This window comes from Parabacteroides sp. CH2-D42-20, assembly GCF_003670185.1.
Classification (GTDB): Bacteria; Bacteroidota; Bacteroidia; order Bacteroidales; family Tannerellaceae; genus Parabacteroides; species Parabacteroides distasonis.
Map to the genome: position 1 here is coordinate 1 of NZ_RAYG01000008.1, position 24,483 is coordinate 24,483.

The following is a 24,483-nucleotide window of genomic DNA, read 5'->3' on the forward strand; positions in this document are numbered from 1 at the left end:
GCCGCCTCACCGGTTCTCGTTCCACTCAAAAAAGGAAATAAATAAAGGGATTCCTTTGCCGTACAAGCGGACAACTCCTCCAGCAGCCGCAACGCCCCGGAGGGAATCTCCAACTGTATGAGAGATCCGCTCTTTTGTCGGTGATACTGCAATATCCCATCCCGGATATTCTCCCATTTCAAATGCGCAAGATCCACAAACGCTATCCCGCTGAACGCGAACATCAACCGAACGGTCAACTGTACACGCCGCAAGGATTGATCCTCCAATTCAGCGTTAAACATACGCTCCAGCATCTCTCGCGGCAACGCCTTCTTCCGCTTGCTTTCAACGCCCGTGAAGACATCTTTGAACAGGTTGGGTACAAAGGGAGCCTCGTCCGCTTCCACGGCCAAGTTATAAATGTGACGGATCCGGCGCATATAGGTGGACACCGTATTCAACGAACGGCCCCCACCCAACAACCATGACTGATAGCACAAGAGCGTATCCCTATTAATATAGGAATAAGGTATCTTCTCCATACCGCAGAAACACTTGAACGAGTTCAAGGCATCTTGATAACTCTTCGCCGTGGAATAATGCTTTTTTTCACGCAGACGAGCTATGTAGACTAACAGGCCCATAACAAAATCTTCTTCTTTTTTCATATCTTCTCCTTAATAAAAAGGCCAAAAATACTACCTTTGCCCACTATTAATTAAGTAAACCATATTTAGAGTAAAAACATTACCATGAAGAGATTTTGGAGTATTCCACTTATGCTCATGCTATTCGCATGCCAAACTCCCAAAGAGAGTAGAGAGGAATTATCGCTTGCCGGTTGCTGGGAATTACGATTGGATTCAACAGATGTCACCGAGCAAGTTCAATTACCGGGTACCACGGACACCAACCAAAAAGGATACCCTAACAATGACAAGGAGGAGACAACTCATTTGTCTAGGCCCTTCCGCTATCAAGGTAAGGCTTGGTATCAGAAAGAGATCACGATTCCGGAGAACTGGGAAGGCAAGAGCATTTGGTTAATCTTGGAGCGAACAAAACCGACCCAAATATGGGTAGATAGCATATATGTCGGTTCATCCGACCATATTTCCACCCCTCAAGAATACGATCTGTCCGCATATCTCCGGGCTGGGAAGCATCACTTGACTATTCTTGTCGATAACGGTTTGAGCGTACCGCCCCAATTATTGGACAATTCACACGCTTATACGGAATCCACGCAGACAAACTGGAACGGTATTATCGGAGACCTAAAATTGGAAGCCCGTCCGCAATTCCATATCCGCCGGATACAAGTATATCCACATGCGGATCAAAAAACGGTGGACGTAAAAATAAAGCTTTCAAATCCATTCGAGCAAATGATAGTAGCCGCCGTTCAAATAGAGATGGAGGCTTTCAACACAGGCTTAGAGCACCATATCAAATTCAATAAGAATATCGTAGTTCAACAAGATGAGATCGTATTCCAAATACCAATGGGTGATGACGCCTTGGAATGGAGCGAGTTCTCCCCTACCTTGTATCGCTTGACAGCGAACATCCAAGGAGAGAATATCCAAGATAGCCAAAGTACTACTTTCGGGTTAAGAGATTTCAAAGCAGAAGGAACACAATTCAACATCAACGGATTGACCACCTTCCTTCGTGGAAAACATGATGCTTGCGTATTCCCGCTTACAGGCCATGTACCGATGGATACCGCAGCATGGAGACGCTATTTCCGGATCGCCAAGGAATACGGTATCAATCACTGCCGTTTCCATTCATGGTGTCCTCCTAAAGCTTGTTTCGAGGCGGCCGATATCGAAGGTTTTTACCTCCAACCGGAACTACCTTTCTGGGGAAAGATGGAAAAGGGCGATACCACTTTGATCCATTTCCTCACCAAAGAAGGATTACAAATACAGGAGGCTTATGGGAATCACGCCTCTTTCGTCATGATGGCGATCGGCAACGAGCTTTCCGGGGATCAAGACGCGATGGTAGACATGATCGCCCGTTTCCGTAGTGAGGACGGACGGCATTTATACGCATCTGGATCGAATGACTATCTAGGCTTCAACGGCCCCGCGGCGGGTGACGATTACTTCACGACCTGTCGAGTCCCCGGCGCTAACGTATTCAGCAACCATACCCGGGGTTCTTTCTCTTTCGCAGACGCGGAGGACGGCGGTTATATCAACCATACCTATCCAAACTCGGTCATGAATTTCGAATCCGCTATCGAACAATGTTCATTGCCTATCATCGGACACGAGACCGGGCAATTCCAATGTTATCCGAATTATGAGGAAATCAAAAAATATACCGGGGCACTAAAACCTTGGAATCTGGAGATATTCCGCAAACGACTGGGCGAGTCCGGTATGGCCGGACAAGCGGATGATTTCTTCAAGGCTTCCGGTAAATGGATGGCGCAACTTTACCGGGCCGAGATGGAAATGGCGTTCCGTACTCCGGGAATGGCCGGCTTCCAATTATTGGATTTACAGGATTATCCGGGACAGGGCACGGCGTTAGTCGGTATCTTGGACGCATTTATGGATAATAAGGGCTTGATAACCGCCGAGGAATGGAAAGAATCTTGCGATGATGTCGTATTATTGGCTCTCCTGCCTAAATTCTGTTACTCCGGGAATGAGGCGCTCAAAGGCTCCATCAAGGTAGCGAACTATACACCTACCGCTTTAAAAGGGAAACATCTAACTTGGACCTTGACGAATAGTCAAGATCAAGTAATCGCCCAAAACAACATACCGCTGCAAATCAATCAAGGGACGTTGGCCGAGGTAGACCCATTAAATATCGCTTTACCTGCCATTCAAGAGGCTGAGACCTATACTTTACGGCTGGCGATCGAGGGCACGGATTATCACAATCATTATCCGTTATGGATTTATCCGGAACATAATAACGTGCAAATCCCTACGGATATCAATGTTATTAAGAAATGGGATAAACAGGCCGAGAACTTATTGGCGAACGGGGCGAAAGTATTGTGGTTCCCGGATGCCAAGACTTACAAGAGCGTGACGGTAGACGGGTTATTCCAGACAGATTACTGGAATTACCGGATGTTTAAGTCCATCTGCGAATGGGTAAAGAAACCGGTCTCTCCGGGTACCCTCGGATTATTAATGAATCCCTCTCATCCGGCTTTCACTCATTTCCCGACGGATTTCCATACAAACTGGCAATGGTTCACGATGATAAAGAATAGCCATCCGTTGATACTAGACCAGCTTCCGGATAATTACAGGCCAATCGTACAAGTGATCGATAACGTGGAGCGTAATCATAAATTAGGGATGATCCAAGAATTCAATGTCGGCCCGGGTAAGTTATTAATCTGTATGACAGACTTGGAAACCCAACAAGAATACCCGGAAGCCCGCCAATTATACCATAGCTTATTAAGTTATATGGATTCCTCCGAGTTCTCGCCTCAGATGACATTAACGCCCGCTCAATTGATCGAGTTATTCACGCATCAAGTCGGAGATTCGAAGATTAAGGAATTAGGGAATATCTCGTATGATGAGTAAGCATCGCATAATATTCCCTATATTTGCCAAAATTCAATATCATTTACCTTTAAGAGAATGACAGCTTAAATACGAACAATATAAAATCGAAAGGAAATGTACAAGATACTAACTCCCAACCAAGCGATTCCTAAGGCTTACCTTCACGACAAACCCGATGTTCAAGAGGTAATGGCTTTTAAGTCCGCCATGAAGGAACTGCTTATGCGCATAAACCCTTCTGAGCATGAAGAATTCAACAAGAATCTTGTGGCAGAGTTTTTCAATCAAAGCCTTTATCGTGACAAGAGCTATATGGTTAATACCTATAACGTAACCGACCTTGCCATATATGCAGAAATGGAGACCCATAATGAGCACCCGGTTGTTCTATTTGAGTTTAAAGGTCCCGGACGACCGGATATGGTGACGAGAAATGATCTTAAAAAAAAGGCTCTTTATGAGTTGATTCTATACTATATCCGCGAAGAGATAGCAAAACGAAACACAGATATCAAACATCTCATCATTACTGATTGCGAGGAATATTTTGTCTTTGAGAAGAATTTATTCTATCAATTGTTTGCCCGTAACAAACGTTTCGTAAAGAATGTCTTGGAGGCAGATTCCGGAAATGACAAAACCGACTATATATACAATGCCATCATCAAACCCGAAGTGGAGAAGGTGGAACATCGCCTGCAATTTATCTATGTTGACATAAGAACATTTGACAGTAAGCTACAAAGCAATGATATTGTCAATAACAAATCGTTCATCGCCACATACAAACTTTTCTCTCCAACCCACCTTTTAAAACGTCCATTTAACTCTGACCATAATAGGCTGAATAAGAACTTTTATAGGGAGTTGCTTTATATTATGGGAGTTGAAGAAGTGATTGATAACGGTGTTCACAAGATTAAACGTTTTAAATCAGGCAAACAAAGTTTCTCTTTAGCAGAGCAAACCTATGCAAAACTGGAAGGATATTCACGCATAGCCAATGATGAAGAACGGTTTGACGCCGCTTTAGGATTGGTACTCGTTTGGATTAACCGTATATTGTTCCTAAAATTATTAGAGTCACAGCTTGTCTGTTTCAATAAGGGGCGTGATGTAAAGTTCTTAGATGTGATCCATATACAGGACTATGACGTACTGAATGACTTGTTTATGCAAGTGATGGCTAAACCTGTAACAGAAAGGATGGAAGAATTGAAGAACCAATTTCCCAATGTGCCATATCTGAACAGTTCCCTTTTTGAGTTGGCAAAGATAGAAGAAGACTTCTTCCCTATCAGCGGTATTCGCCTCGGAGATATAGATATTTATTACCAAACGGTACTAAAAGACGGGAAAGGAAGAAAAGTGACTGGCAGGAAACCCGTACTGGATTACCTGTTCTCGTTTCTCGATGCGTACGACTTCGGTGCGAATCAGAATCAAGAAAAGGAGGTTGTCAGGACAGAAAGTGACAAACTGATTGACGCATCGGTGTTAGGACTCATATTCGAGAAAATCAACGGCTATAAGGACGGCTCTTTCTTCACGCCGGGATATATAACGGAATATATATGTAACAAGACACTACGCCGGGCGGTTATAGACAAGTTCAATAAGGTAAAGGGATGGAAATGCGAGTGTTTTGAAGACCTGAAAGAGAAAATAGAATATGGGCAAAGGGATGTAAGAATTGAGGCTAACAAAATCATCAATTCTCTACGTATCTGCGACCCCGCCGTTGGTAGCGGCCACTTTTTGGTCTCTGCCCTGAACGAGATTATAGCCATTAAGAGTGAATTAGGCATATTACAAGACCGACAATCTCAGCCTAAGCGCATTCGGGATTATGAGATAAAAGTGGAATATGACGAATTGGTGATAGCTGACGAGGATGGTGATATATTTAAATACGATCCCTCCAATCCGTCAAGCCAATGCATACAAGAGACGCTATTTGAGGAGAAACGGACAATTATAGAGAATTGTCTCTTTGGTGTGGATTTGAATCCTAAGAGTGTAGATGTTTGCCGACTGCGTTTATGGATTGAGTTACTGAAGAATGCCTATTATTATAAGACAGAAACGGGAGAACGTCTGTTGCAAACCCTGCCTAACATTGACATTAATATCAAAGTGGGTAACTCATTAGCTTCTGTACATCCTGTATGCATCGGCAGGAAAATTACAGAAAGCGCAGGTATACAGAAATTGGTAAGAGAATATAAGGCGAATGTACGGGAATATAAGAATTGCCGTTCTAAAGCTACAAAAGTTCTGCTGAATAAAGACATACAAGACATAAAACACAAATTAGTACCTCCTGTTCAACTGGATGCATTTGGTAGCAATAACAAGCAAATCATTGCTACCCAAGAAGTATATAGGAAAACCTTGGAATGGATGATAGAGTTTCCCGAAGTGCTAAATGAAGAAGGGACATTTGAGGGATTTGATGTAATTGTAGGTAATCCACCATACATCAGCTTGGAGAAACTTCGCAGAGATACTTCCGTGTATGCACAAATGCATAGGACTGACGAGGGTGGAAATCCCGGACAGAAAACATACAATACGCTTGAGTCTCGTGGCGACATTTATACTCTTTTTGTTGAACGAGGTCTGCATTTGCTCCGTAAAGGAGGCTTGTTGTCATACATCATACCAAACAAGTGGGAAAAGGTAATGTATGGTCGCCCACTTCGTGAACTCTTCCGAAATACGAATCTAACTCATTTAATAGACTTTGGCGATAACCAGATCTTTGAAGATGCTACTACATACACCTGCATTATCCGAATGAGAAAGGAAAAACAGGATGGAAAACTTCTTGTGTCTACCATAGAAAAGATAAACTCTGAAATGATCCATGAGAATGTGGAAGAACAGAAAGAAATGTTTGACACTACAAAAATGAATGACGGTATTTGGGTTATATCCAGTCTGCACAACTTTAATATTATAGAAAAACTAAAGGCTCAAATGATTTCTTTGGGAGATTATGTCGGTGGGGAATCATATCGTGGTATACTCACAGGTTTGTCGAAAGCATTTAACATTCCCGTAGAAAAAGCAAATGAATTGATAACACAGGACATTCGTTCTGAGGAAATATTACGTCCATTCTTGCAGGGTAGAGGGCTTGTCGCTTATGGAGGAGCAAAGGCTGGTTCTTATTTGGTGTTTATTCCTAAAGGATTTACCGCTCTACAAATGGGTATTGACAGGGAGAGACAAGAACTGCCGTCAGAAACTGTTGCCTGGGACTGGTTTAAAGATAACTATCCAGCCATAGCCTCGTGGTTAAAACAATTCAAGAAAGAGGCTAAAGCTAGAACGGACAAAGGTGATTATTGGTGGGAATTACGTGCTTGTGCCTACTATAAAAAGTTCGCACAACCCAAAATTTTTTATCAAAAATTTCAGGTAAAGCCATGTTTCCTTTATGATAATAAACATTCATTATTTAATGATTCAATGTGGTTCCTATCTGTTCCCGACAAGTCATTGTTGGCTTTGCTATGTTCAAGAATAGGTTGGTGGCTTATCACGGAGTTTTGCCCTCGCATTCAGAATGGAGCGCAACTCATTTGGGATAATTTCCGTCAAATTCCCATTCCTCAAGAACTACCACAGGTATTGAATGAATATGCTGATAAAATGATGGCGGCAAGAAACGATGAAGCGGAATTTCTACGCTTATCAAAAGAGATAGATAATATTATCGCTACTCTGTATAATTTAACTGAAGAATTAAACTTCATCATTAACAATGATACCAAATGCCGTATGTATGATGAATTAAATGTACATGAATATGCAGAAAAAAAATAAAAGAGATCTATAATCAAACTAAAAATGGAAAGAAATAGTAATAAAATAATTGTATGTTTATTCTGTGGAGTCTTTGTTATAACATTAATAATGCTCATAGGATATTTGTGTTATTCATCTAAAACCCTCAAAGACTCTCAGGTAAAAATTGTAAATGAGCATATAAAGCACATCGCAAAGATTGATTCTATTTTCTATGACATGAAAACAGTGGTATTGAGCAATGATTCCGGAACTATAGTGAATGCTCCAGCCCTACTTTCTCAATTACAAAATGATTCGGCCCTGTTTAGACGTGAGATATCGCTTTCACAAGAAGAAGTGAATAATTTGGTAGCTTTACATATAAATAAAATAGATAATGATTATTCTCAGATTGGTATATGGGGAGGGTTATTGAGTATTATCTTTCTTATCTTCGGATTTTTTGCAATATTCAAAATAGAAGAAACAAAAACAGAAGCAAGAATAGTCTTGGAAGAAGTGGAAGAAAAAGGGGACGCTGCCACAGGAGAAATCAACAGGTTGCAAAGTCAAGCTTTTGAGTTAAACAGTTCTTTAACTTCTATTAGACAAAATGGGGACACTTTTATTGCTAATAAGACTAAAGAGTTTAAGGAAATAGTAAAAGGCATTCATAGTGCGCAAACACAATCAAATAAAAATTTAGAAAGAATAAACAAACTTCTTGAGGATATAGAAAATAAGAATAAGAAATATAATTGGTCTATAGAAACAATGGAAAATCAAATGAAACAATTAGAGGTACTAACAAGTATGTTGAAAGTGATTTTGGAAAATAACGGAAAGGAGGAATCCCATGAGTAATTTTATAAATAATGATCAGCCAAATGGCAACGTATATACTTATTTAGCACAAATTCAGTCAATATATTTACAATATATACAGATTAGAACACGACTTACTATGATAGATGATAATCTGAAAACATCAAGTGTTGAATTTGACAGATTGCCTACACAGCAGAATCTTTATGCTGTACAAAATGCTTGGAATCAAAAATTCACACTCATGCAACAGATTCCACACATAGTAAATAATATTGTTTCTAATCTTACAGAAGCAACGAAATTTGTTTTGTCGTCAATGCAATCAAACATTGCTGCAAACAACAGATTAGGTGCGACTCTCAATGATAATGCTATTGCGTCTATATGTTCATTTGTTGAGCAAGATCCACATCAGCTACACATACAAGAATTATATAAACAATATTGCATAACACAAAACGTTCCTATGCAACTGAGTGATATAGAAATTAGAGCACAAATGATGAGATTACTGTTACCTAATTTTGACAATCTAAAGAAAATAATCAGAGGTTATTGATTCAATTTCCTTTATACAATAACACTAACTAACGATACGTTTAATAAACATGAGTGAATCACAGAACAAAGAGTTAGTACCCATCAATACAAAGCAATTCGCAGATGTAGTGGAAATGATTAGAAACACTCGCTACCAGATACTGCGAATGGCTAATACCGCACTTATTGACCTCTACTGGAAAGCAGGGCAATTATGGCGAATGAAACAGTTCTATGAAACATACACAGAAAATGAAAAACTCTCACCAATGTTGAGAGAAATGACACCGCAAGCAGAACAGACGTTTCGTGATAACTATGTGATGGAGTTTATCATGGGCAGTGAAAGTAGACCAGAGAACACGTTACGGCAGGCTTTGATAAAGAACATGAAGGATTTATCCTTGAATTAGGCAAAGACTTTCATATATATTGATGAAGAGTATCGACTACAGGTAGGGAACAGCGATTTCCGCATAGTTCTGTTTTATCACCGGGAGTTGCAATGTCTTGTGGCATTTGAACTGAAGACAGAAAAGTTTAAACCTGAACATCTGGGACAACTGAACTTCTATTTAGAGGCACTTGACCGCGATGTAAAAAAGGCGATAGAAAATCCCAGTATTGGTGTGTTGCTCTGCAAAGACAAGGACGATGAGGTGGTGGAATATGCTTTGAGCCACAGCCTTTCTCCCACAATGGTGGCAGAATACCAGCTCTGCCTGCCGGATAAAAAACTTCTACAACAGAAGATGCATGAAATTGCTGACAATAATATGGAAAAACAGAAATGAGAGTAAGCAGATGGAAACATTTGGAAATACCAAACTTCTTCAATTATACAAGATTGGTTATTTTGACTCTGGTACAATAGCCTCCTTGTCGGTATTACCTATACTTGGCTGAGCAGCAAAAGTGACTAAGCGGGATGATGTCCCAATTATCAGCGGTTTCCAGTCAAAAGAAAGATGGGAAAACAGTCTGTACACTAATTCTACCGATGATCTTGAAGAACTGCTTGCAAATCTCAAAAAATGAAATTATGGGCAACAATGTTTCACCCAATAAGCTTGCGTGGTTTTTCGGAGGAAAGCATCAAAAAGATGCGTACGTTTACTGAAATTTAAATCGGTCACCGTCAACAAATAAGATCCAATCCGATCTTTTTGACAGATATAAGGCATATATTGTGACATAGCCTTTTGCGCAAGACCACCAAATAGAGGAAAGAGGATAGCTATATATGGCGCTTTTTACTCAAAAAGGCCGCTTTTTATACACGATAAGTCATGAAAGCCTACGCAACTAGTCGTGTTAGGCAACACCAATAGTCACGTTGGGCATCGAAAGCAGTCATGAATAGGGTTATGAACTGTCATGAATAGGCATCATAACCCTATCATTTCCCCATCGTAACCCTATGAGATAGCCCAAACAACCCATAAGATATGAATTACGATGAACTAATTTCGCTAGAATGAAAGGCTGTTTTTTGACATCTATCTATTTAACAGACGATTACTGATTTTTTCTTGCGTATTTAGGAGCGAGCCGTACTTTGTCCCGGAAAAATCGATTCTCCGGGACTTAACTTTACAATTTGTCAATTTGATTATTCTGTCGAAAGACACCATCTTATTAAGGCATTTAATTCGTCGCATGGAAAGGAGCCTTGAATTCCGGACGGAGCGTACAGGTATCTTCCAATGGGAAATCCCGAGGGGCCTCTTGCGTCACTTCCCCGGTGGCTGCCCATTCAGCCCCTCTTAGTAAGGTTACCTGAAAACCCGTACACTCCATCGAGTAAATCATATTCGGGTCATTGCCGCAATGCCCCAACAGATCGACAAAGACACGCCCCTTCCCCCATTTCACCGTCCACATCAACGGTTCATGGCGTCCACGCTCACAAGCGGTAGCCAATATCTCCACATTCCGTACCGGACCACGCAAGCGGGTATAAATCTCGTCCTTGAAATGTTTCCATCTTATAGGCAGACCTTTCAAAATAGGGTGCTCCGGCGCACGATGCTCTAGGATCGTCTCATGCTGCAAGCCATGATAACCCGCATAACCGGGTGTATAATCGTATACATATTTGCCCTCTTTCCAATACAGGTAAGGACCGTCTTTCTCGTTTCGCCCCTCCCAAGCTCCCATGCCGATTATCTCGTTGTACGCTTTCCAACCGGCCATAGGTACCACGGAGGAATGGATAATCACGACCCCACCACCATCCGCTACATAGTTCTCGAAAGCTTTTTGGACAGGCTCGGGCCAGACTTCACCTCCGTAATTAACAACAACCAAGTTATATTTAGCGAAATCGGGCTTAAAGGTATTTATATCTCCTCCGAAATCCGGGGTAAAGACGAAATCCACCTTAAACATTCCACTGTTCTCTAAGATCTGCTTCATGGCCTCGCAAGCACCTCGCCAATAATGACTGCCATCTTGCCCGGCGATCATCATCGCTTTTATCACCTTTTTCTGGGCGTAAGAGGTTGAGGCTGATAAGGCGCAACAGATAAGCGCTATAAAATAGATATACTTTCTCATGGTTGTTGGGGGTTAAATTTTTCACTCTCGGGGCTCCATTCGATACGGTCGTAGCAACGGGTGGTTCGCAAATTATATCCTCGCTCATCAACCGTAAACTTCCCATCCTTGAAATAATCGATATATAACTCGGAGATCCCGTCATTATTGCGATCCTCCACCGTAAGCGTATATTTATCTGTCACATAGATCTCATCCGATATATATTGGATCTCTTTCGTATAATTATCCACGATCACGTAATAAAACTTAAACAGGTCGAAAGTAGGGTAATGCCCATTATCCCGCCCGAAAAGCATGACCTCTTCCATAGCGGCATCATCATCCATATTCGCTAAAACGGATTGTTGAAACCAAAAGCCGTCTTTTTGCGCTTGCGGAGGAATCCGGTCCCAACCCTCTTGATGGGCTGTCACCCGGAATTGGGCATGGGCACCCATACAAACAAAAAGCAGGAGAACCCAATAAATCAATCGTCTTATCATGTCTATCATTTTTAATTATTATTCATATTTATAAGGCACAAATGTAATGATATGTCTCTTATTGATTATATTTGTCTTGTATTAAATTCACCTTTAGTCTAAATATATTATGAGCGATCAACCAATAGATTTTACGCAACGTAACATAGCCATCGACATCCTCCGGGCTGTCACGATGTGCGTGATGATCTTCGTAAACGATTTTTGGACCGTACATGATGTCCCTCATTATCTCGAACACGCCGCTTATGGAGAAGATTTCATGGGATTGGCGGATGTGGTCTTCCCCGCCTTCCTGTTTGCCGTAGGGATGTCCATTCCTTTTGCTATCGAACGGCGTTACGCTAAAGGGATGTCCGGCGAGTCCACGATCCTGCATATTCTTTCCCGAACCCTAGCCCTATTGATAATGGGCGCTTTCATCGTGAACTCCGAGGCAGGCATGGCCGATGATGCCTTGTTCCCGATCGGCGTCTATTGGTTATTAATGGTAGTGGCTTTTATTTGTATCTGGAATCAATATCCCCGGACTGATAATCCTACGAGACAGTTAACGTTTCGGGGACTGAAATGGATAGGGATTCTTATCTTACTATTCTTGGCCCTTACATTTAAGAGCCAGAGCGACGACTATTTCTCCGCCCGTTGGTGGGGAATCCTTGGATTGATCGGATGGACTTATCTGATTTGTGCCCTTATCTATGTTTTCGTTCGTAAGCGGATCGGTATACTAATCGGCGCATGGGTCACATTTTTACTCATTTGTGCCGTAACCAGCCCTATGAATGAGGCGCATGGCGGCGAGACATTATTTAATCTGCCTACGCCTAATATTTTACAAGATTTCCTGAATATCCTACATATCGGTAATGGGGGATTACCGGCTCTCACGATGGGAGGAATGATCTTATCCTTACTGAGCACCCAATACGCAAGCTCGGATAAAAAGAAAAAGCTGTATTTCATTGTCGCTACCGTTCTATGCCTATGTATAGCAGGCTGGATCTCCCGGCTATTCTGGATCCTTTCTAAAATAGGCGCAACTTTACCCTGGATATTTTATGTATCCGCTATTACGACAGCCGCCTATGCCTTTTTCTACTGGCTCGGGGAAAAAGGCTGGGTTCGTTGGTTCGCTATCATTCGTCCGGCAGGAACAGCTACGTTAACTACTTATTTGATGCCCTATGTAGCCTATGCGCTAGGATCTTTGCTCGGTATCAAGATGCCCGAAATGCTCACACAGGGTATGATCGGTATACTCAATTGCGCTTGCTTCTCTTTGTTGATCGTCTGGTTTACCGGCTTCATAGGGAAAGCGTACATCAAATTAAAAATTTAAACTTTAAAACATATCGCTATATGAAAAAGATTATCGGACTATTCTTGCTTATATGGGCCATAGGTTCGGCCCAAGTTTCCGCCCAATCAGAGACAAACCGTTTAGATAGTATCATGCCCGTACGAGGCTTGGCCATCGCCGCTCCATCCGCGCAGAAGTTGGATCTATTCTTGAAGTTCGTCCAAGAGGAACTGGCTCCCAGTCATTTCAACTTGTTGATTCTACGGGTAGACTGGAATTATGCCTATGAGTCCCATCCAGAACTGAGGGATCCGACCCCACTCACACGAGAGGATGTGAAAAAGATCGTAAAGGTTTGCCGGGATAACGGAATACGTATCGCTCCCCAGATCAATCTCTTGGGGCATCAATCATGGGCTGAGACTACCTACGCTTTATTACGTGAGTATCCGGAGTTCGACGAGACGCCACACGTGGATACCAAGAACTATACGGGTTGGCCCAACTCAGACGGGCTTTATTGTAAAAGTTACTGCCCGCTTCATCCGGAAGTACATAAAATCGTATTCGCTTTAGTAGACGAGTTGACGGATGTTTTCGAGACTCAATTATTCCATGCCGGGATGGACGAGGTCTTTTATATCGGACATGATAGTTGCGTCCGTTGCGGCGGACATGACAAGGCTGAGTTATATGCCGGTGAGGTCACTAAAATACAAAACCACTTAGCCTCACAAGGCAAACGATTGATGATATGGGGAGACCGCCTGATCGATGGCAAGACTACCGGGATCGGCGCTTGGGAAGCCAGCATGAACAATACCTACCGTGCGATCGACTTGATCCCGAAAGATGTTTTTATCTGCGACTGGCATTATGAGCGTGCCGAGCAAACCGCTGTTTACTTTGCCATGAAAGGCTTCGACGTTGCTACATGCCCTTGGCGTAAACCTCAGATAGCGCTTCAACAGGTAGATGATATGATCCATTTCCGCCAGCATTCAAATCCGGAAATGTCTCGCCATTTCCAAGGAATTATCGAGACAGTCTGGTCCGGTGCAGACAGTTTCCTCGAGGCCTATTATAACCCGACAACCTATAAGCAAGAGGTCTCGGACGCTGTCACGGTCAAGAAACTGATTGAGAAATATAAGGCCTTGGAGAATCGGTGAATGTAATTTAGGTCATAATTCCTGTAATCCATCTACAAAAGTTTCTCTGGATTTCATCGATCTTTGCCGTTGCAATCGAAAAGGAATAAAACAAACCAAGAAGTAGAACTTATTAAAATAGCAATTATGACACTAAACGAATTCTTGAAGTACGTAGAAACAGGAAAGCCTCTTAAAGGAGACGAGATCCATCAGTTTATGAACGAGATGAGCGATGAGGCCAGACGCATGACATTCGAGTTAAACGGCTCATATCACGATCCCGAGGAAATCCGTGAGCTGTTATCCCGCTTGTTTAATAAGCCGGTCGATCCGTCTTTTCGTGTATTCCCCCCGTTCTATACGGATTTTGGGAAGAATATCACGGTAGGCAAGAACGTTTTCATCAACGCTTGCTGTCATTTTCAAGATCATGGCGGGGTGACACTGGACGACGGTTGCCAGATCGGGCATAACGTGGTCTTTGCCACCCTCAACCACGGCTTCGCCCCCGAAGACCGGAGCACTACCTACCCTGCCCCGATCGTTTTGAAAAAGAATGTCTGGGTAGGCTCGAACGCAACGATCCTATCCGGCGTAACCATTGGCGAGAACGCTATAGTCGGAGCCGGCTCGGTAGTTACTAAAGATGTACCGGACAATGCCATCGTGGGAGGTGTTCCCGCCAAGGTCATAAAATACATCCAATAACCCGTAACACCGATTACGACATCTGGGATTTCCGATATTCATTCGGGGTACACCCCACGGTCTTCTTGAATATGCGGCTGAAGTGCTGGGAGTATTGGAATCCTAGGTCGTAAGCGATTTGGCTGACGGTCTTGTTTGTCCCTAATATCCATTCTTTCGCTAAGGAAATAATCCGGTCTTGTATATTTTCTTGGGCAGTTTTCCCTGTCTCTTTCTTGATCAGATCACCGAAATAGTTTGGGGACAAACAAATCTTCTCGGCGAAATACCGTACAGTAGGTAGCCCTTCCTGTCTTAACAGATCGCTTTGCAGGTATTCATCCAGTAATCGTTCGAACCTCACCAACACATCCTTATTCGTCTCCGCACGGGTCGTAAACTGACGGTCATAAAAACGCAGGCAATAATCGAGCAGCAACTCGATATTCATCACGATCAGCCGTTTGCTATGCTTGTCGATGGAGTGCTCCAACTCGATCTGGATTTTCCTCAGGCAATCCACGAAGATCCCCTTCTCTTCCTCAGAGAGATGCAACGCCTCGTTCGATTCATAGGAGAAGAAAGAATAACGCTTGATGTCCCGCCCCAAAGCCGTACCACGGATCAAGTCCGGATGGAAAAGCAACCCATGCGCCAAAGGCCGGGTCCCATCCTTAAGTTCAATACCCGTCACCTGCCCGGGAGCGAATCCTACCACGGTGCCTTCTTGATAATCATAATATTGCCTCCCGTACCGGATATCCCCGCACTTCGTATCTTTCAGGAAAAGTCCGTATATACCATAATTAACCCGGAAATTAGTAGGCCATGTCTCGGACTTGGATAAATCTACCACGCTCACCAATGGGTGCAACGTCTCCAAGCCAAACATCTTGTTGTATTGATCAACGGTATCGATCTTTATTAGATTCTCCATAAGGCTATCTGTTTTATTGGTCTCAAAGATAAACATTCCAAATATAACAACCTCATGCCATCAGGCAAAATCCATCGAACCGGATGATATCGTATTAAAATATGTATTAAAGGAAAATTTAAAAAGAGGAAGGAGAAATAAAAAGCGGTCTGGACGGGACTCGAACCCGCGACCCCATGCGTGACAGGCATGTATTCTAACCAGCTGAACTACCAGACCAAAATGTTATTCTTTATCGCTATTCCGTTGAATTGCGGTGCAAAGATAGGTAGATTTTTTGAATTAGCAATAGTTTAGGATGAAAAAATTAGAACAAATCGATAAATTTCATACTTTTGTCCCCCATATATAATTAACACTAGCATGAAAAATACTCCTGTAGACTATCAGACAGCCAGACGGATTATCGATGGCTTTGGACTTCCCGATTTTGGGAAAGCGACTATCCGGGAGGTAGTTGCCATATCCACGCAATTGGAACAAGAAACGGGAACCGAGTTCATCCATATGGAAATGGGCGTACCGGGCTTGAAAGCCGCTCAAGTAGGCGTAGACGCTGAGATCGAAGCCCTTCGTAACGGTATAGCGTCTATCTACCCGAACATCAACGGAACTCCCGAAGTGAAAAAGCAAGCTTCCCGCTTTATCAAGGCGTTTATAAATATAGATATAGACCCAGAGTGTTGCGTACCCGTAACCGGTTCCATGCAGGGCACATACGCCTCTTTCCTTACGGCCGGACAATGTACGCCGGGAAAAGACACCATCTTGTTTATCGACCCCGGATTCCCCGTGCAGAAACAGCAAATAGCCGTTATGGGCTATAAATATGAGTCGTTCGACGTATACGAATACCGTGGCGAGCGATTGCGTGAGGCCTTGGAAACGCATCTTTCCAAAGGCAATATTGCCGCGATGATCTATTCCAACCCGAACAATCCGGCTTGGTTCTGCCTCACCGACGAGGAGTTGAAGATCATCGGCGAGATGGCCAACAAATACGACGTGATCGTCATAGAAGATCTCGCCTATTTTGCCATGGATTTTCGCAAGGACCTCGGATGTCCTTTCGAGCCTCCTTACCAAGCGAGCGTAGCCCGTTATACCGATAATTATATTATGCAGATATCCGGTTCCAAAGCGTTCAGCTATGCCGGACAGCGTATCGGCGTGACAGCGATCTCCAATAAACTTTACCATCGCTCCTATCCGGGATTGACTCAGCGTTATGGAGGCGGTACGTTCGGTACGGTATATATCCACCGTGTCTTATACGCCCTATCTTCCGGAACCAGCCACTCGGCCCAATTCGCCTTAGCCGCCATGTTCAAGGCCGCCGCGGACGGTACGTTCGACTTTGTCTCGCAAGTGAAAGAATACGGACGTCGAGCGGAGAAACTAAAGAAGATTTTTACGGATCATGGTTTCACAATCGTTTATGATCACGATCTGGACCAACCGATAGCCGACGGTTTCTATTTCACGATCGGTTACCCGGGAATGACCGGCGGACAATTGATGGAAGAGCTGGTTTATTACGGAGTAAGCGCCATATCATTAAGTACCACAGGCAGTAACCAACAAGGACTACGGGCTTGTACCTCTTTCATAAAAGATCACCAATATGATTTGCTGGACGAAAGACTGAGATTATTCGAGGAAAATCATCAAGCATAAATTAACAATAAGCCCGGTCGGTTCACGTTTATTAACTTGAATCCCGGGCTTTTCATTTGCTTCTTATTAAAAAACGCCTTATATTGTCGGTGAATTAGTAACAACCTAACATTCACGATCATGGCATCTTATAAAAATATATTTAAAATAACACATAACGATGTCCTTCCTATTCAAGGAAGTATTCTGATTGCCGAGCCTTTTTTACAAGATGCCTATTTCCAACGTTCCGTCGTATTATTAATAGAGCATACGGAACACGGATCGATGGGATTTGTCTTGAATAAAAAAACGGATCTTATCGTAAACTCTTTTTTCAAGGAGTTTGCCGAATTTCCGGAGATACCGATTTATCTGGGGGGGCCGGTCAGCCCCAACCGTTTGTTCTTTATTCATTCCTTAGGGGATAATATCATTCCGGACGCATTAAAGATCAATGATTATTTATATTTCGACGGGGATTTCAACGCATTGAAACGATACATCCTCAACGGGCACCCAATCGATGGGAAAGTGAAGTTTTTCTTGGGATACTCCGGATGGACCGAAGGACAATTAAACCATGAAATCAAACGGAACTCGTGGGCTGTAAGCCATATCACCACCGATAATATCCTGTCTGCCGATGGGGAGGGCTATTGGAAAGATTCCGTAGAATTATTAGGCAATGATTATAAAACTTGGACAAAATATCCGAAGGACCCGTATTTAAATTAACTGCATTATGCAGACATCGGAATAACCATCCGGTGTCCTGATCCAGTCCTTAAGCGTCCCCGCCTCGACAAATCCCAGACGGGTAAATAATTTCTTGCTAGGCTCGTTCGCCACGGGAATATGCACATAAAGTTGATGAAGCTTCAAAAACGTATAAGCGTATTCCATCAATAGTCTTAACGCTTCCGTAGCAAAGCCACGTCCTTGATACCTACGATCCAGCATAATACCGCAAGCCGCCCGATTCGGATGCGGCTCAAAATCGAATAAATCCACGATCCCCACGGAAGTCCCCGTATCGCATTCCTCGATCATGAAGCGAAGTTGGCGAGACTCATAGATACTCCGGTCGCTACCCGCTATATATTCCTTCAATATATAACGGGAATAGGGCGCCAAGGTATTCCCTACTTCCCATAACTCCGGATCATTCTCCCAACGATACAACAACTCCAGATCCTCTGGTTCCAATGCCCTCAAACGGACTCTATCATTCGACAACAACATATTTACTCAAGGATTACTTAAACAAGCCGACCACTCTTCTTCGTATATATATGGAAAACCGCTTTCTTGTTCACGAGCTTGTCCATGAACAAGAGCATCTGCTCATAGCGGGCATCGGGGAAGCAGAAAGCGTAGTCCGTAAAGCCTTTCATCTGGTTCTTGCGACAGATAGCATCCATCACACGCTCCACGTCCAAATCCCAGAGATTCACGAATTCCAGATCCGGCATAGCTTTCAGGCAAACGGCCTTTACCTCCTCAAAATGATCCTCCCTGCACAAGATCAAAAGGCGGCGATGCTTAACCGCTTTAGCCTTCTTGCGTAGAGGGGCTGAAATCGTCGCCCAGCAAGCTTTCAGCAGGACAGCCAACCGGATCAGTATCCGCATCAACCAACCGGACCCCGGATAATATTTCTTATAGAAAATCAACATGGCGCCGTAAAAAGCCCTTATGTACCTCAAGTCACCATGCTTCGTACTCTCCCCCTTATAATGCAGGATCCGTTCCGGCACGTACAAGTTCTTATAGCCTCCCAACACGATCCGATAAGACAAATCGATATCCTCCCCATACATGAAGAACGACTCATCCAACAAGCCAACCTTATCCAACGCCTCATGGCGAAGCAACATGAACGCACCCGCCAGCACCTCCACCTTATGCGTCTGCTCTTTATCCAGATACGGCAGGCTATAACGTGCGAATGCCGGAGAGTTAGGAAACAGCTTTGAAAGGCCGAATATCTTGCAGAACGACACCCAAGGCGAAGGGAAAGCCCGTTTGCTCTCCGGCAAGAATACCCCGTGCCCATTCAGCATCTTCACGCCGATAGCTCCGATCTCCGGATCCTCATCCATCTGGAAGCACAGGCTGCGGAGGCTCTCCTCTCCCACCACGGTATCGGGATTCAGCAATAACACGTATTCCCCGGTGCACTGGCGAATCGCCTGATTATTGGCCTTGGCGAAACCGGGATTATCTTTATTCTCGATGAAAACCACTTCCGGGAACTTAGGCCGGAGATATTCGACAGATCCATCCGTCGAGTTATTATCCACCACGAACACCTCGGCGTCCATCCCCGTTACGGCGGCACGGACAGAATAGAGGCATTGCTCCAGAAAATACTTCACGTTATAGTTAACGATGATAACGGACAACTTGGTTTCTTCGTAGGTCATTCCGGATATTAATTATGAGTTATGATTATGAATTAGAAGAGGTGAGATTGAACTCAGTACGATTGATAATGGATCGTCCTAAGGTGATCTCGTCGGCATACTCGATCTCATCACCGATAGATACGCCACGTGCGATGACACTGATCCTCACATCGTAACCGGATAGCTTCCGGTAAATAAAAAAGTTAGTCGTATCGCCTTCCATGGTAGTGCTCAACGCCAAGATGATCTCTTTCACCTCACCTTCGGCCACACGTCGCACCAGACTGTCGATACGCAAGTCGCTCGGTCCGATACCATCCATCGGCGAGATGATCCCGCCCAACACATGGTATACGCCACGGAATTGCCCGGTATTCTCTATCGCCATCACCTCCTTGATATTCTCTACCACGCAAACCAAGGAATGGTCACGGCTGGGGTTGGCGCAAATAGAGCAAACCTCATCATCACATATATTATGGCAGACCTTGCAGTACTTCACGTCTCGACGGAGGGCAACCAAGGCCGCGGCGAAGTTTTCCGTATAGCCGACGTCCCGGCGCAACATATAAAGCGCTAGCCGGAGCGCTGTCTTCCTCCCCACCCCCGGCAAGGAAGCCAATTCATTCACGGCATTTTCCAACAAGGCTGAAGGATATCTTTGATTCATCTACTTTCTGTATTTGACTACAAAAATAGAAAGAATTTACGAATTAACGATAAACCTCAAATTATTTACTCGGCTTCTCCCCCATCCCATTCAAGTCGCACATCTCTTGCTTGATATGTACAACTATAACTGCTCTAGGTATAATTGTTCATGTCCTCAAGTAATAAACATTCTTTTTGCCATATACAAACATACTTGCTACTTGATCTATTTCCAAATGATCGCCGTGGGATGTACAGACCACGACGTGATTTGTATATTCCACGACTTGGTCTGTACAGATCACGCCGTGGTTTATAGAATTATACAGCATGCGAACAAGAATTCATACGCTACTGGGTAAGAATTCATATAGATAATTTGGGTACGGTTGCCCTAACTATTCTAAAGAATCCTTGCATGTCTCAGCCAGAAAACATAAATTTGTCACCCAACACCCGTTTGGTGGAGCTATTACGAACTAATAATCTAACATTTTAATATCGTGAAACCAGAAAATGAAGAAAAGGTAACCGGGCTGCCAGAAAACGCCTACCGAGAATTAAAAGAAGGGGAAAGCTACAAGCCTCTTATGTCTCCCAACAAACACTATCCGGAGGTTACGCTTTGGTCCGTCCTTTGGGGATTGGTCATGGCGGTGATATTCAGCGCGGCGGCCGCTTATCTGGGCCTGAAGGTCGGTCAGGTATTCGAGGCCGCCATCCCGATCGCTATCATCGCCGTAGGGTTGTCCAGCGGATTCAAGCGGAAGAACGCCTTGGGAGAGAACGTCATCATCCAGTCTATCGGGGCCAGTAGCGGCGTGATCGTGGCGGGGGCCATTTTCATCTTGCCCGCCCTTTATATCCTGCAAGACAAATATCCGGAGATCACGGTCAATTTCTTCGAGGTTTTCATGAGTTCCTTGTTAGGAGGTATCATCGGGATCTTGCTATTAATCCCGTTCCGTAAATATTTCGTATCCGATATGCACGGTAAGTATCCCTTCCCGGAGGCTACGGCTACCACGCAAGTACTCGTCTCCGGCGAGAAAGGCGGAAGCCAAGCGAAGCCCTTGATCTTCGCCGGATTAATCGGAGGTTTGTACGACTTCATCATCGCCACCTTCGGTTGGTGGGGCGAGACGATCAGTACCCGTATCGTCGGAGCCGGTGAGATGCTGGCAGAGAAGGCCAAGATCGTATTGAAAGTCAATACGGGCGCTGCCGTACTAGGTCTGGGTTACATCATCGGATTAAAATACTCCTTGATCATCTGCGCCGGTTCATTCTTGGTATGGTTGGTAATCATCCCCGCCATGTCCGCCATTTTCAGCGCCGACGTGCTTACGTTCGGAAATGACGCTATCACGGCGACCGTCGGGAGCATGAGCGCCGAGCAAATCTTCACCACCTACGCCCGCCACATCGGTATCGGAGGTATCGCTACCGCCGGGGTGATCGGCATCATCAACTCTTGGGGAATCATCAAGGGAGCCGTAGGCTTGGCGGCGAACGAGTTGAAAGGAAAAGGAGACGCTGTGGAGAGTAATACCATACGTACGCAAAAGGATTTGTCGATGAAAGTGATAACGATCGGTATCATCGTATCGCTGATTGTCACCTTCCTGTTCTTCCAGTTCGGCGTACTTCATAATTGGTTCCATGCTGCCATCGGCTTATTGCTGGTCGGGGTGATCGCTTTCCTGTTTACGACCGTAGCGGCAAACGCTATCGCTATCGTAGGGACGAACCCGGTATCGGGCATGACGCTCATGACGTTGATCCTCGCCTCCATCATCTTGGTCGCCGTAGGGTTGAAAGGGCCGGCCGGCATGGTATCCGCCCTGATTATCGGAGGCGTGGTTTGTACGGCGCTTTCCATGGCGGGAGGTTTCATTACCGACTTGAAAATTGGCTACTGGCTGGGTAGTACGCCCGCCAAGCAAGAGACTTGGAAATTCCTAGGCACACTAGTTTCCGCCGCTACGGTAGGAGGCGTGATCTTGATATTGAACCAGACGTACGGTTTCACGACCAGACAATTGGCCGCTCCGCAAGCGAACGCTATGGCCGCCGTTATCGAGCCGTTGATGAGTGGCTCGGGGGCACCTTGGGCTTTATACGCGATTGGAGCCGTCCTCGCCGTCGTATTGAACTTCTGCAAGATACCAGCGTTGGCATTCGCCTTGGGTATGTTTATCCCTTTGGACCTGAATACGCCGCTTTTGATCGGTGGAGCGATCAGTTGGTACGTGGGAAGCCGTAGCAAAGACCAAAGCTTGAACTCAGCCCGCTTGGAGAAAGGTACGTTACTGGCTTCCGGCTTTATCGCCGGCGGTGCCTTGATGGGCGTGGTTAGCGCGGCCTTACGTTTCGGCGGAATCAACTTGATGAACGAGGAATGGGCATCTAGCAATGCCGCCGAGATACTGGCGGTTGTCATGTACCTTGTCATGATCGCTTACCTCACATTTAATTCCCTGAACGCGAAAAAAGAATAGAATAAAGGAATAAGGATATGGAAGCACCTGTAATCAATGTGGGAATCATGACCCACAAAGCAATCTCATTTGTTTTTAACGAGGAGTATGTACATACGGAAACCGGCACGTTCACCATAGGCGAGCAACGTGCCCTCTGGGTAAACGGCAAGATCGTGTACAATGGGAAGCTTTATCAGGAGCTATTCTTCGAGCCGACCAGCCCGCAATCCTCTTTCGACTTGAAGGCGGTCACGATCGGCGTGGATTTTCACTGGCAACGACAGGAGGATCAACGCTTCAAGGGAGCGTTGAACCTCGTGGCGACCGATAAAGGTATCGTCACGATCAACCAAGTGGACGTGGAGGAATACCTTACCAGCGTAATCTCCTCGGAGATGAGCGCCAACGCTTCCAAAGAGTTGCTGAAAGCCCATGCCGTGATCTCGCGAAGCTGGCTCTTGGCACAGGTCGAGAAGAATTTCAACTTGAACGGATCGGTTACGCCCTATAAAAGTTGTTACCGCAACAACGAGACCTTGATCCGCTGGTACGACCGGGAGGACCATGATCTGTTCGATGTCTGTGCCGACGACCATTGCCAGCGTTACCAAGGTATTACCCGGGCATCGAACCCGATAGTCAGGGAGGTGATCAAAGAGACACGTGGAGAGGTATTGATGGATAACGATACGATCTGCGACGCCCGCTTCTCGAAATGCTGCGGAGGCGTGACCGAGAAATTCGAGAATTGCTGGGAACCGGTTCCCCACTCCTATCTTACCGCCTTGAGGGATGACGAGGTTCCCTCCTATCCCGACTTGACGGACGAGCGGGAAGCGGAACAATGGATACGTACCTCACCCGAAGCCTTCTGTAATACAACGGACAAGGAGATCCTTAGCCAAGTGCTAAACAACTACGATCAAGAGACCACGGATTTCTACCGTTGGAAGGTAGAATATACGCAGGAGGAACTATCAAGGTTGATCCACCGGAAAACGGGTATGGATTTCGGGCCGATCATCGATCTCATACCGTTGGAAAGAGGTTCGTCCGGACGCATCACGAAACTCAAGATCGTAGGGGTACGCCGTTCGTTCACCATCGGCAAAGAGCTTGAGATACGCCGGACATTATCCGAGACGCATCTATACAGCTCGGCCTTTGTTGTCGATAAGAAGGATATCCGCCTTGATATCCCCTCCCGCTTCATCTTGACAGGAGCCGGATGGGGACATGGCGTAGGGCTTTGCCAGATCGGAGCCGCCGTGATGGGAGCCAAAGGATATTCGTACCGGAAAATCCTCACGCATTATTTCCCCGGAGCCTCTATTGAGAAAAGGTATTAAACAAAGGTGTCCAAAATCTGGACACCCTTGTCCAATTATTGGACACTCATAAATAATCATACGCTACTCACCCCTCTGTTTTTCAACCACATAAACACAATGG

The 24,483-nt window shown here is 44.7% G+C and carries 20 protein-coding genes and 1 tRNA gene; 13 read left to right on the plus strand and 8 right to left on the minus strand.

Going from position 1 to position 24,483, the window contains the following annotated elements; translation table 11 throughout:
• A partial coding sequence (locus D7V92_RS06290; RefSeq protein ID WP_121772562.1) for a site-specific integrase occupies positions 1–650 on the minus strand: 650 nt, incomplete at its 3' end.
• An 84-nt stretch (positions 651–734) separates the two neighbouring features.
• Between D7V92_RS06290 and D7V92_RS06295 the strand changes: the two genes are divergently transcribed.
• The 6 genes from D7V92_RS06295 (at position 735) to D7V92_RS22210 (ending at position 9,499) form a co-directional block, all read left to right on the plus strand.
• Positions 735–3,557 carry a sugar-binding domain-containing protein gene (locus D7V92_RS06295; RefSeq protein WP_121772516.1) on the plus strand — a complete coding sequence of 941 codons (2,823 nt, stop codon included), beginning with the start codon at positions 735–737 and terminating at the stop codon, positions 3,555–3,557.
• Positions 3,558–3,653: 96 nt separating this feature from the next.
• Positions 3,654–7,373 (plus strand): Eco57I restriction-modification methylase domain-containing protein, encoded by a 3,720-nt coding sequence (locus D7V92_RS06300; RefSeq protein WP_121772517.1) that lies wholly within the window; start codon positions 3,654–3,656, stop codon positions 7,371–7,373.
• A gap of 24 nt (positions 7,374–7,397) precedes the next feature.
• Positions 7,398–8,201 (plus strand): hypothetical protein, encoded by an 804-nt coding sequence (locus D7V92_RS06305; RefSeq protein WP_048927439.1) that lies wholly within the window; start codon positions 7,398–7,400, stop codon positions 8,199–8,201.
• The gene (locus D7V92_RS06310) at positions 8,194–8,724 is read left to right on the plus strand and encodes a hypothetical protein (protein WP_121772518.1); all 531 of its coding nucleotides are present in this window, start codon (positions 8,194–8,196) and stop codon (positions 8,722–8,724) included. Before D7V92_RS06305 ends, D7V92_RS06310 begins: the two co-directional genes overlap by 8 nt.
• Positions 8,725–8,773: 49 nt before the next feature.
• Positions 8,774–9,118, plus strand: a complete 345-nt coding sequence (locus tag D7V92_RS22205) for a hypothetical protein (RefSeq protein ID WP_199718899.1) — start codon at positions 8,774–8,776, stop codon at positions 9,116–9,118.
• Between the two features lie 12 nt (positions 9,119–9,130).
• On the plus strand, positions 9,131–9,499 hold the full coding sequence (locus D7V92_RS22210) for a PDDEXK nuclease domain-containing protein (protein WP_199718900.1): 369 nt from the start codon (positions 9,131–9,133) through the stop codon (positions 9,497–9,499).
• Between the two features lie 853 nt (positions 9,500–10,352).
• On the opposite strand, the gene D7V92_RS06320 is transcribed toward D7V92_RS22210, so the two are convergent.
• Positions 10,353–11,264 carry a ThuA domain-containing protein gene (locus D7V92_RS06320; protein WP_057328538.1) on the minus strand — a complete coding sequence of 304 codons (912 nt, stop codon included), beginning with the start codon at positions 11,262–11,264 and terminating at the stop codon, positions 10,353–10,355.
• A complete protein-coding gene (locus D7V92_RS06325) occupies positions 11,261–11,758 on the minus strand; it encodes a hypothetical protein (protein ID WP_057328539.1) in 498 nt (165 codons plus the stop codon). The genes D7V92_RS06320 and D7V92_RS06325 overlap by 4 nt, the downstream gene beginning before the upstream one ends.
• Before the next feature lie 100 nt (positions 11,759–11,858).
• Between D7V92_RS06325 and D7V92_RS06330 the strand changes: the two genes are divergently transcribed.
• The 3 genes from D7V92_RS06330 to D7V92_RS06340 all read left to right on the plus strand — a co-directional run bounded on the left by D7V92_RS06330 (position 11,859) and on the right by D7V92_RS06340 (position 14,914).
• Positions 11,859–13,091, plus strand: a complete 1,233-nt coding sequence (locus tag D7V92_RS06330) for a DUF5009 domain-containing protein (protein ID WP_008771862.1) — start codon at positions 11,859–11,861, stop codon at positions 13,089–13,091.
• 20 nt (positions 13,092–13,111) lie between these two features.
• Positions 13,112–14,224, plus strand: a complete 1,113-nt coding sequence (locus D7V92_RS06335; protein ID WP_036616617.1) for a family 20 glycosylhydrolase — start codon at positions 13,112–13,114, stop codon at positions 14,222–14,224.
• A 126-nt stretch (positions 14,225–14,350) separates the two neighbouring features.
• A complete protein-coding gene (locus D7V92_RS06340) occupies positions 14,351–14,914 on the plus strand; it encodes a sugar O-acetyltransferase (RefSeq protein ID WP_005868180.1) in 564 nt (187 codons plus the stop codon).
• A gap of 13 nt (positions 14,915–14,927) precedes the next feature.
• On the opposite strand, the gene D7V92_RS06345 is transcribed toward D7V92_RS06340, so the two are convergent.
• Both D7V92_RS06345 and D7V92_RS06350 read right to left on the minus strand, forming a co-directional pair.
• Complete coding sequence (locus D7V92_RS06345; RefSeq protein ID WP_121772519.1) at positions 14,928–15,830, minus strand: AraC family transcriptional regulator; 903 nt, start codon at positions 15,828–15,830, stop codon at positions 14,928–14,930.
• 145 nt (positions 15,831–15,975) lie between these two features.
• Positions 15,976–16,049: transfer RNA gene (locus tag D7V92_RS06350), tRNA-Asp, on the minus strand.
• 144 nt (positions 16,050–16,193) lie between these two features.
• Between D7V92_RS06350 and D7V92_RS06355 the strand changes: the two genes are divergently transcribed.
• Complete coding sequence (locus tag D7V92_RS06355; RefSeq protein ID WP_008771858.1) at positions 16,194–17,507, plus strand: pyridoxal phosphate-dependent aminotransferase; 1,314 nt, start codon at positions 16,194–16,196, stop codon at positions 17,505–17,507.
• A gap of 120 nt (positions 17,508–17,627) precedes the next feature.
• Entirely contained in the window at positions 17,628–18,224 is a 597-nt protein-coding gene (locus D7V92_RS06360) for a YqgE/AlgH family protein (RefSeq protein ID WP_005856219.1), read from the plus strand.
• Here the strand turns inward: D7V92_RS06360 and D7V92_RS06365 are convergent.
• The 3 genes from D7V92_RS06365 to recR are packed head-to-tail and all read right to left on the minus strand — an operon-like array spanning position 18,216 to position 20,567.
• Entirely contained in the window at positions 18,216–18,731 is a 516-nt protein-coding gene (locus tag D7V92_RS06365; RefSeq protein WP_005856217.1) for a GNAT family N-acetyltransferase, read from the minus strand. The two genes, D7V92_RS06360 and D7V92_RS06365, sit on opposite strands and share 9 nt — an antisense overlap.
• 17 nt (positions 18,732–18,748) lie before the next feature.
• Positions 18,749–19,915: a glycosyltransferase family 2 protein gene (locus D7V92_RS06370; protein ID WP_008771857.1), complete on the minus strand. Its 1,167-nt coding sequence runs from the start codon at positions 19,913–19,915 to the stop codon at positions 18,749–18,751.
• A gap of 25 nt (positions 19,916–19,940) precedes the next feature.
• Positions 19,941–20,567, minus strand: a complete 627-nt coding sequence (gene recR / locus D7V92_RS06375; RefSeq protein WP_005856213.1) for a recombination mediator RecR — start codon at positions 20,565–20,567, stop codon at positions 19,941–19,943.
• Positions 20,568–21,051: 484 nt separating this feature from the next.
• Between recR and D7V92_RS06380 the strand changes: the two genes are divergently transcribed.
• Both D7V92_RS06380 and D7V92_RS06385 read left to right on the plus strand, forming a co-directional pair.
• Positions 21,052–23,049, plus strand: coding sequence for an OPT family oligopeptide transporter (locus D7V92_RS06380; protein WP_121772520.1), 1,998 nt, complete (start codon positions 21,052–21,054; stop codon positions 23,047–23,049).
• A gap of 17 nt (positions 23,050–23,066) precedes the next feature.
• A complete protein-coding gene (locus tag D7V92_RS06385) occupies positions 23,067–24,380 on the plus strand; it encodes a SpoIID/LytB domain-containing protein (protein ID WP_121772521.1) in 1,314 nt (437 codons plus the stop codon).
• Positions 24,381–24,483: the final 103 nt, after the last annotated feature.

Bases quoted from the DNA above. Each gene is read 5' to 3' on its own strand.
- D7V92_RS06295 (WP_121772516.1), top strand. From the start codon at position 735: ATGAAGAGATTTTGGAGTATTCCACTTATGCTCATGCTATTCGCATGC.
- D7V92_RS06300 (WP_121772517.1), top strand. From the start codon at position 3,654: ATGTACAAGATACTAACTCCCAACCAAGCGATTCCTAAGGCTTACCTT.
- D7V92_RS06305 (WP_048927439.1), top strand. From the start codon at position 7,398: ATGGAAAGAAATAGTAATAAAATAATTGTATGTTTATTCTGTGGAGTC.
- D7V92_RS06310 (WP_121772518.1), top strand. From the start codon at position 8,194: ATGAGTAATTTTATAAATAATGATCAGCCAAATGGCAACGTATATACT.
- D7V92_RS22205 (WP_199718899.1), top strand. From the start codon at position 8,774: ATGAGTGAATCACAGAACAAAGAGTTAGTACCCATCAATACAAAGCAA.
- D7V92_RS06320 (WP_057328538.1), bottom strand. From the start codon at position 11,264: ATGAGAAAGTATATCTATTTTATAGCGCTTATCTGTTGCGCCTTATCA.
- D7V92_RS06325 (WP_057328539.1), bottom strand. From the start codon at position 11,758: ATGATAGACATGATAAGACGATTGATTTATTGGGTTCTCCTGCTTTTT.
- D7V92_RS06330 (WP_008771862.1), top strand. From the start codon at position 11,859: ATGAGCGATCAACCAATAGATTTTACGCAACGTAACATAGCCATCGAC.
- D7V92_RS06335 (WP_036616617.1), top strand. From the start codon at position 13,112: ATGAAAAAGATTATCGGACTATTCTTGCTTATATGGGCCATAGGTTCG.
- D7V92_RS06340 (WP_005868180.1), top strand. From the start codon at position 14,351: ATGACACTAAACGAATTCTTGAAGTACGTAGAAACAGGAAAGCCTCTT.
- D7V92_RS06345 (WP_121772519.1), bottom strand. From the start codon at position 15,830: ATGGAGAATCTAATAAAGATCGATACCGTTGATCAATACAACAAGATG.
- D7V92_RS06355 (WP_008771858.1), top strand. From the start codon at position 16,194: ATGAAAAATACTCCTGTAGACTATCAGACAGCCAGACGGATTATCGAT.
- D7V92_RS06360 (WP_005856219.1), top strand. From the start codon at position 17,628: ATGGCATCTTATAAAAATATATTTAAAATAACACATAACGATGTCCTT.
- D7V92_RS06365 (WP_005856217.1), bottom strand. From the start codon at position 18,731: ATGTTGTTGTCGAATGATAGAGTCCGTTTGAGGGCATTGGAACCAGAG.
- D7V92_RS06370 (WP_008771857.1), bottom strand. From the start codon at position 19,915: ATGACCTACGAAGAAACCAAGTTGTCCGTTATCATCGTTAACTATAAC.
- recR (WP_005856213.1), bottom strand. From the start codon at position 20,567: ATGAATCAAAGATATCCTTCAGCCTTGTTGGAAAATGCCGTGAATGAA.
- D7V92_RS06385 (WP_121772521.1), top strand. From the start codon at position 23,067: ATGGAAGCACCTGTAATCAATGTGGGAATCATGACCCACAAAGCAATC.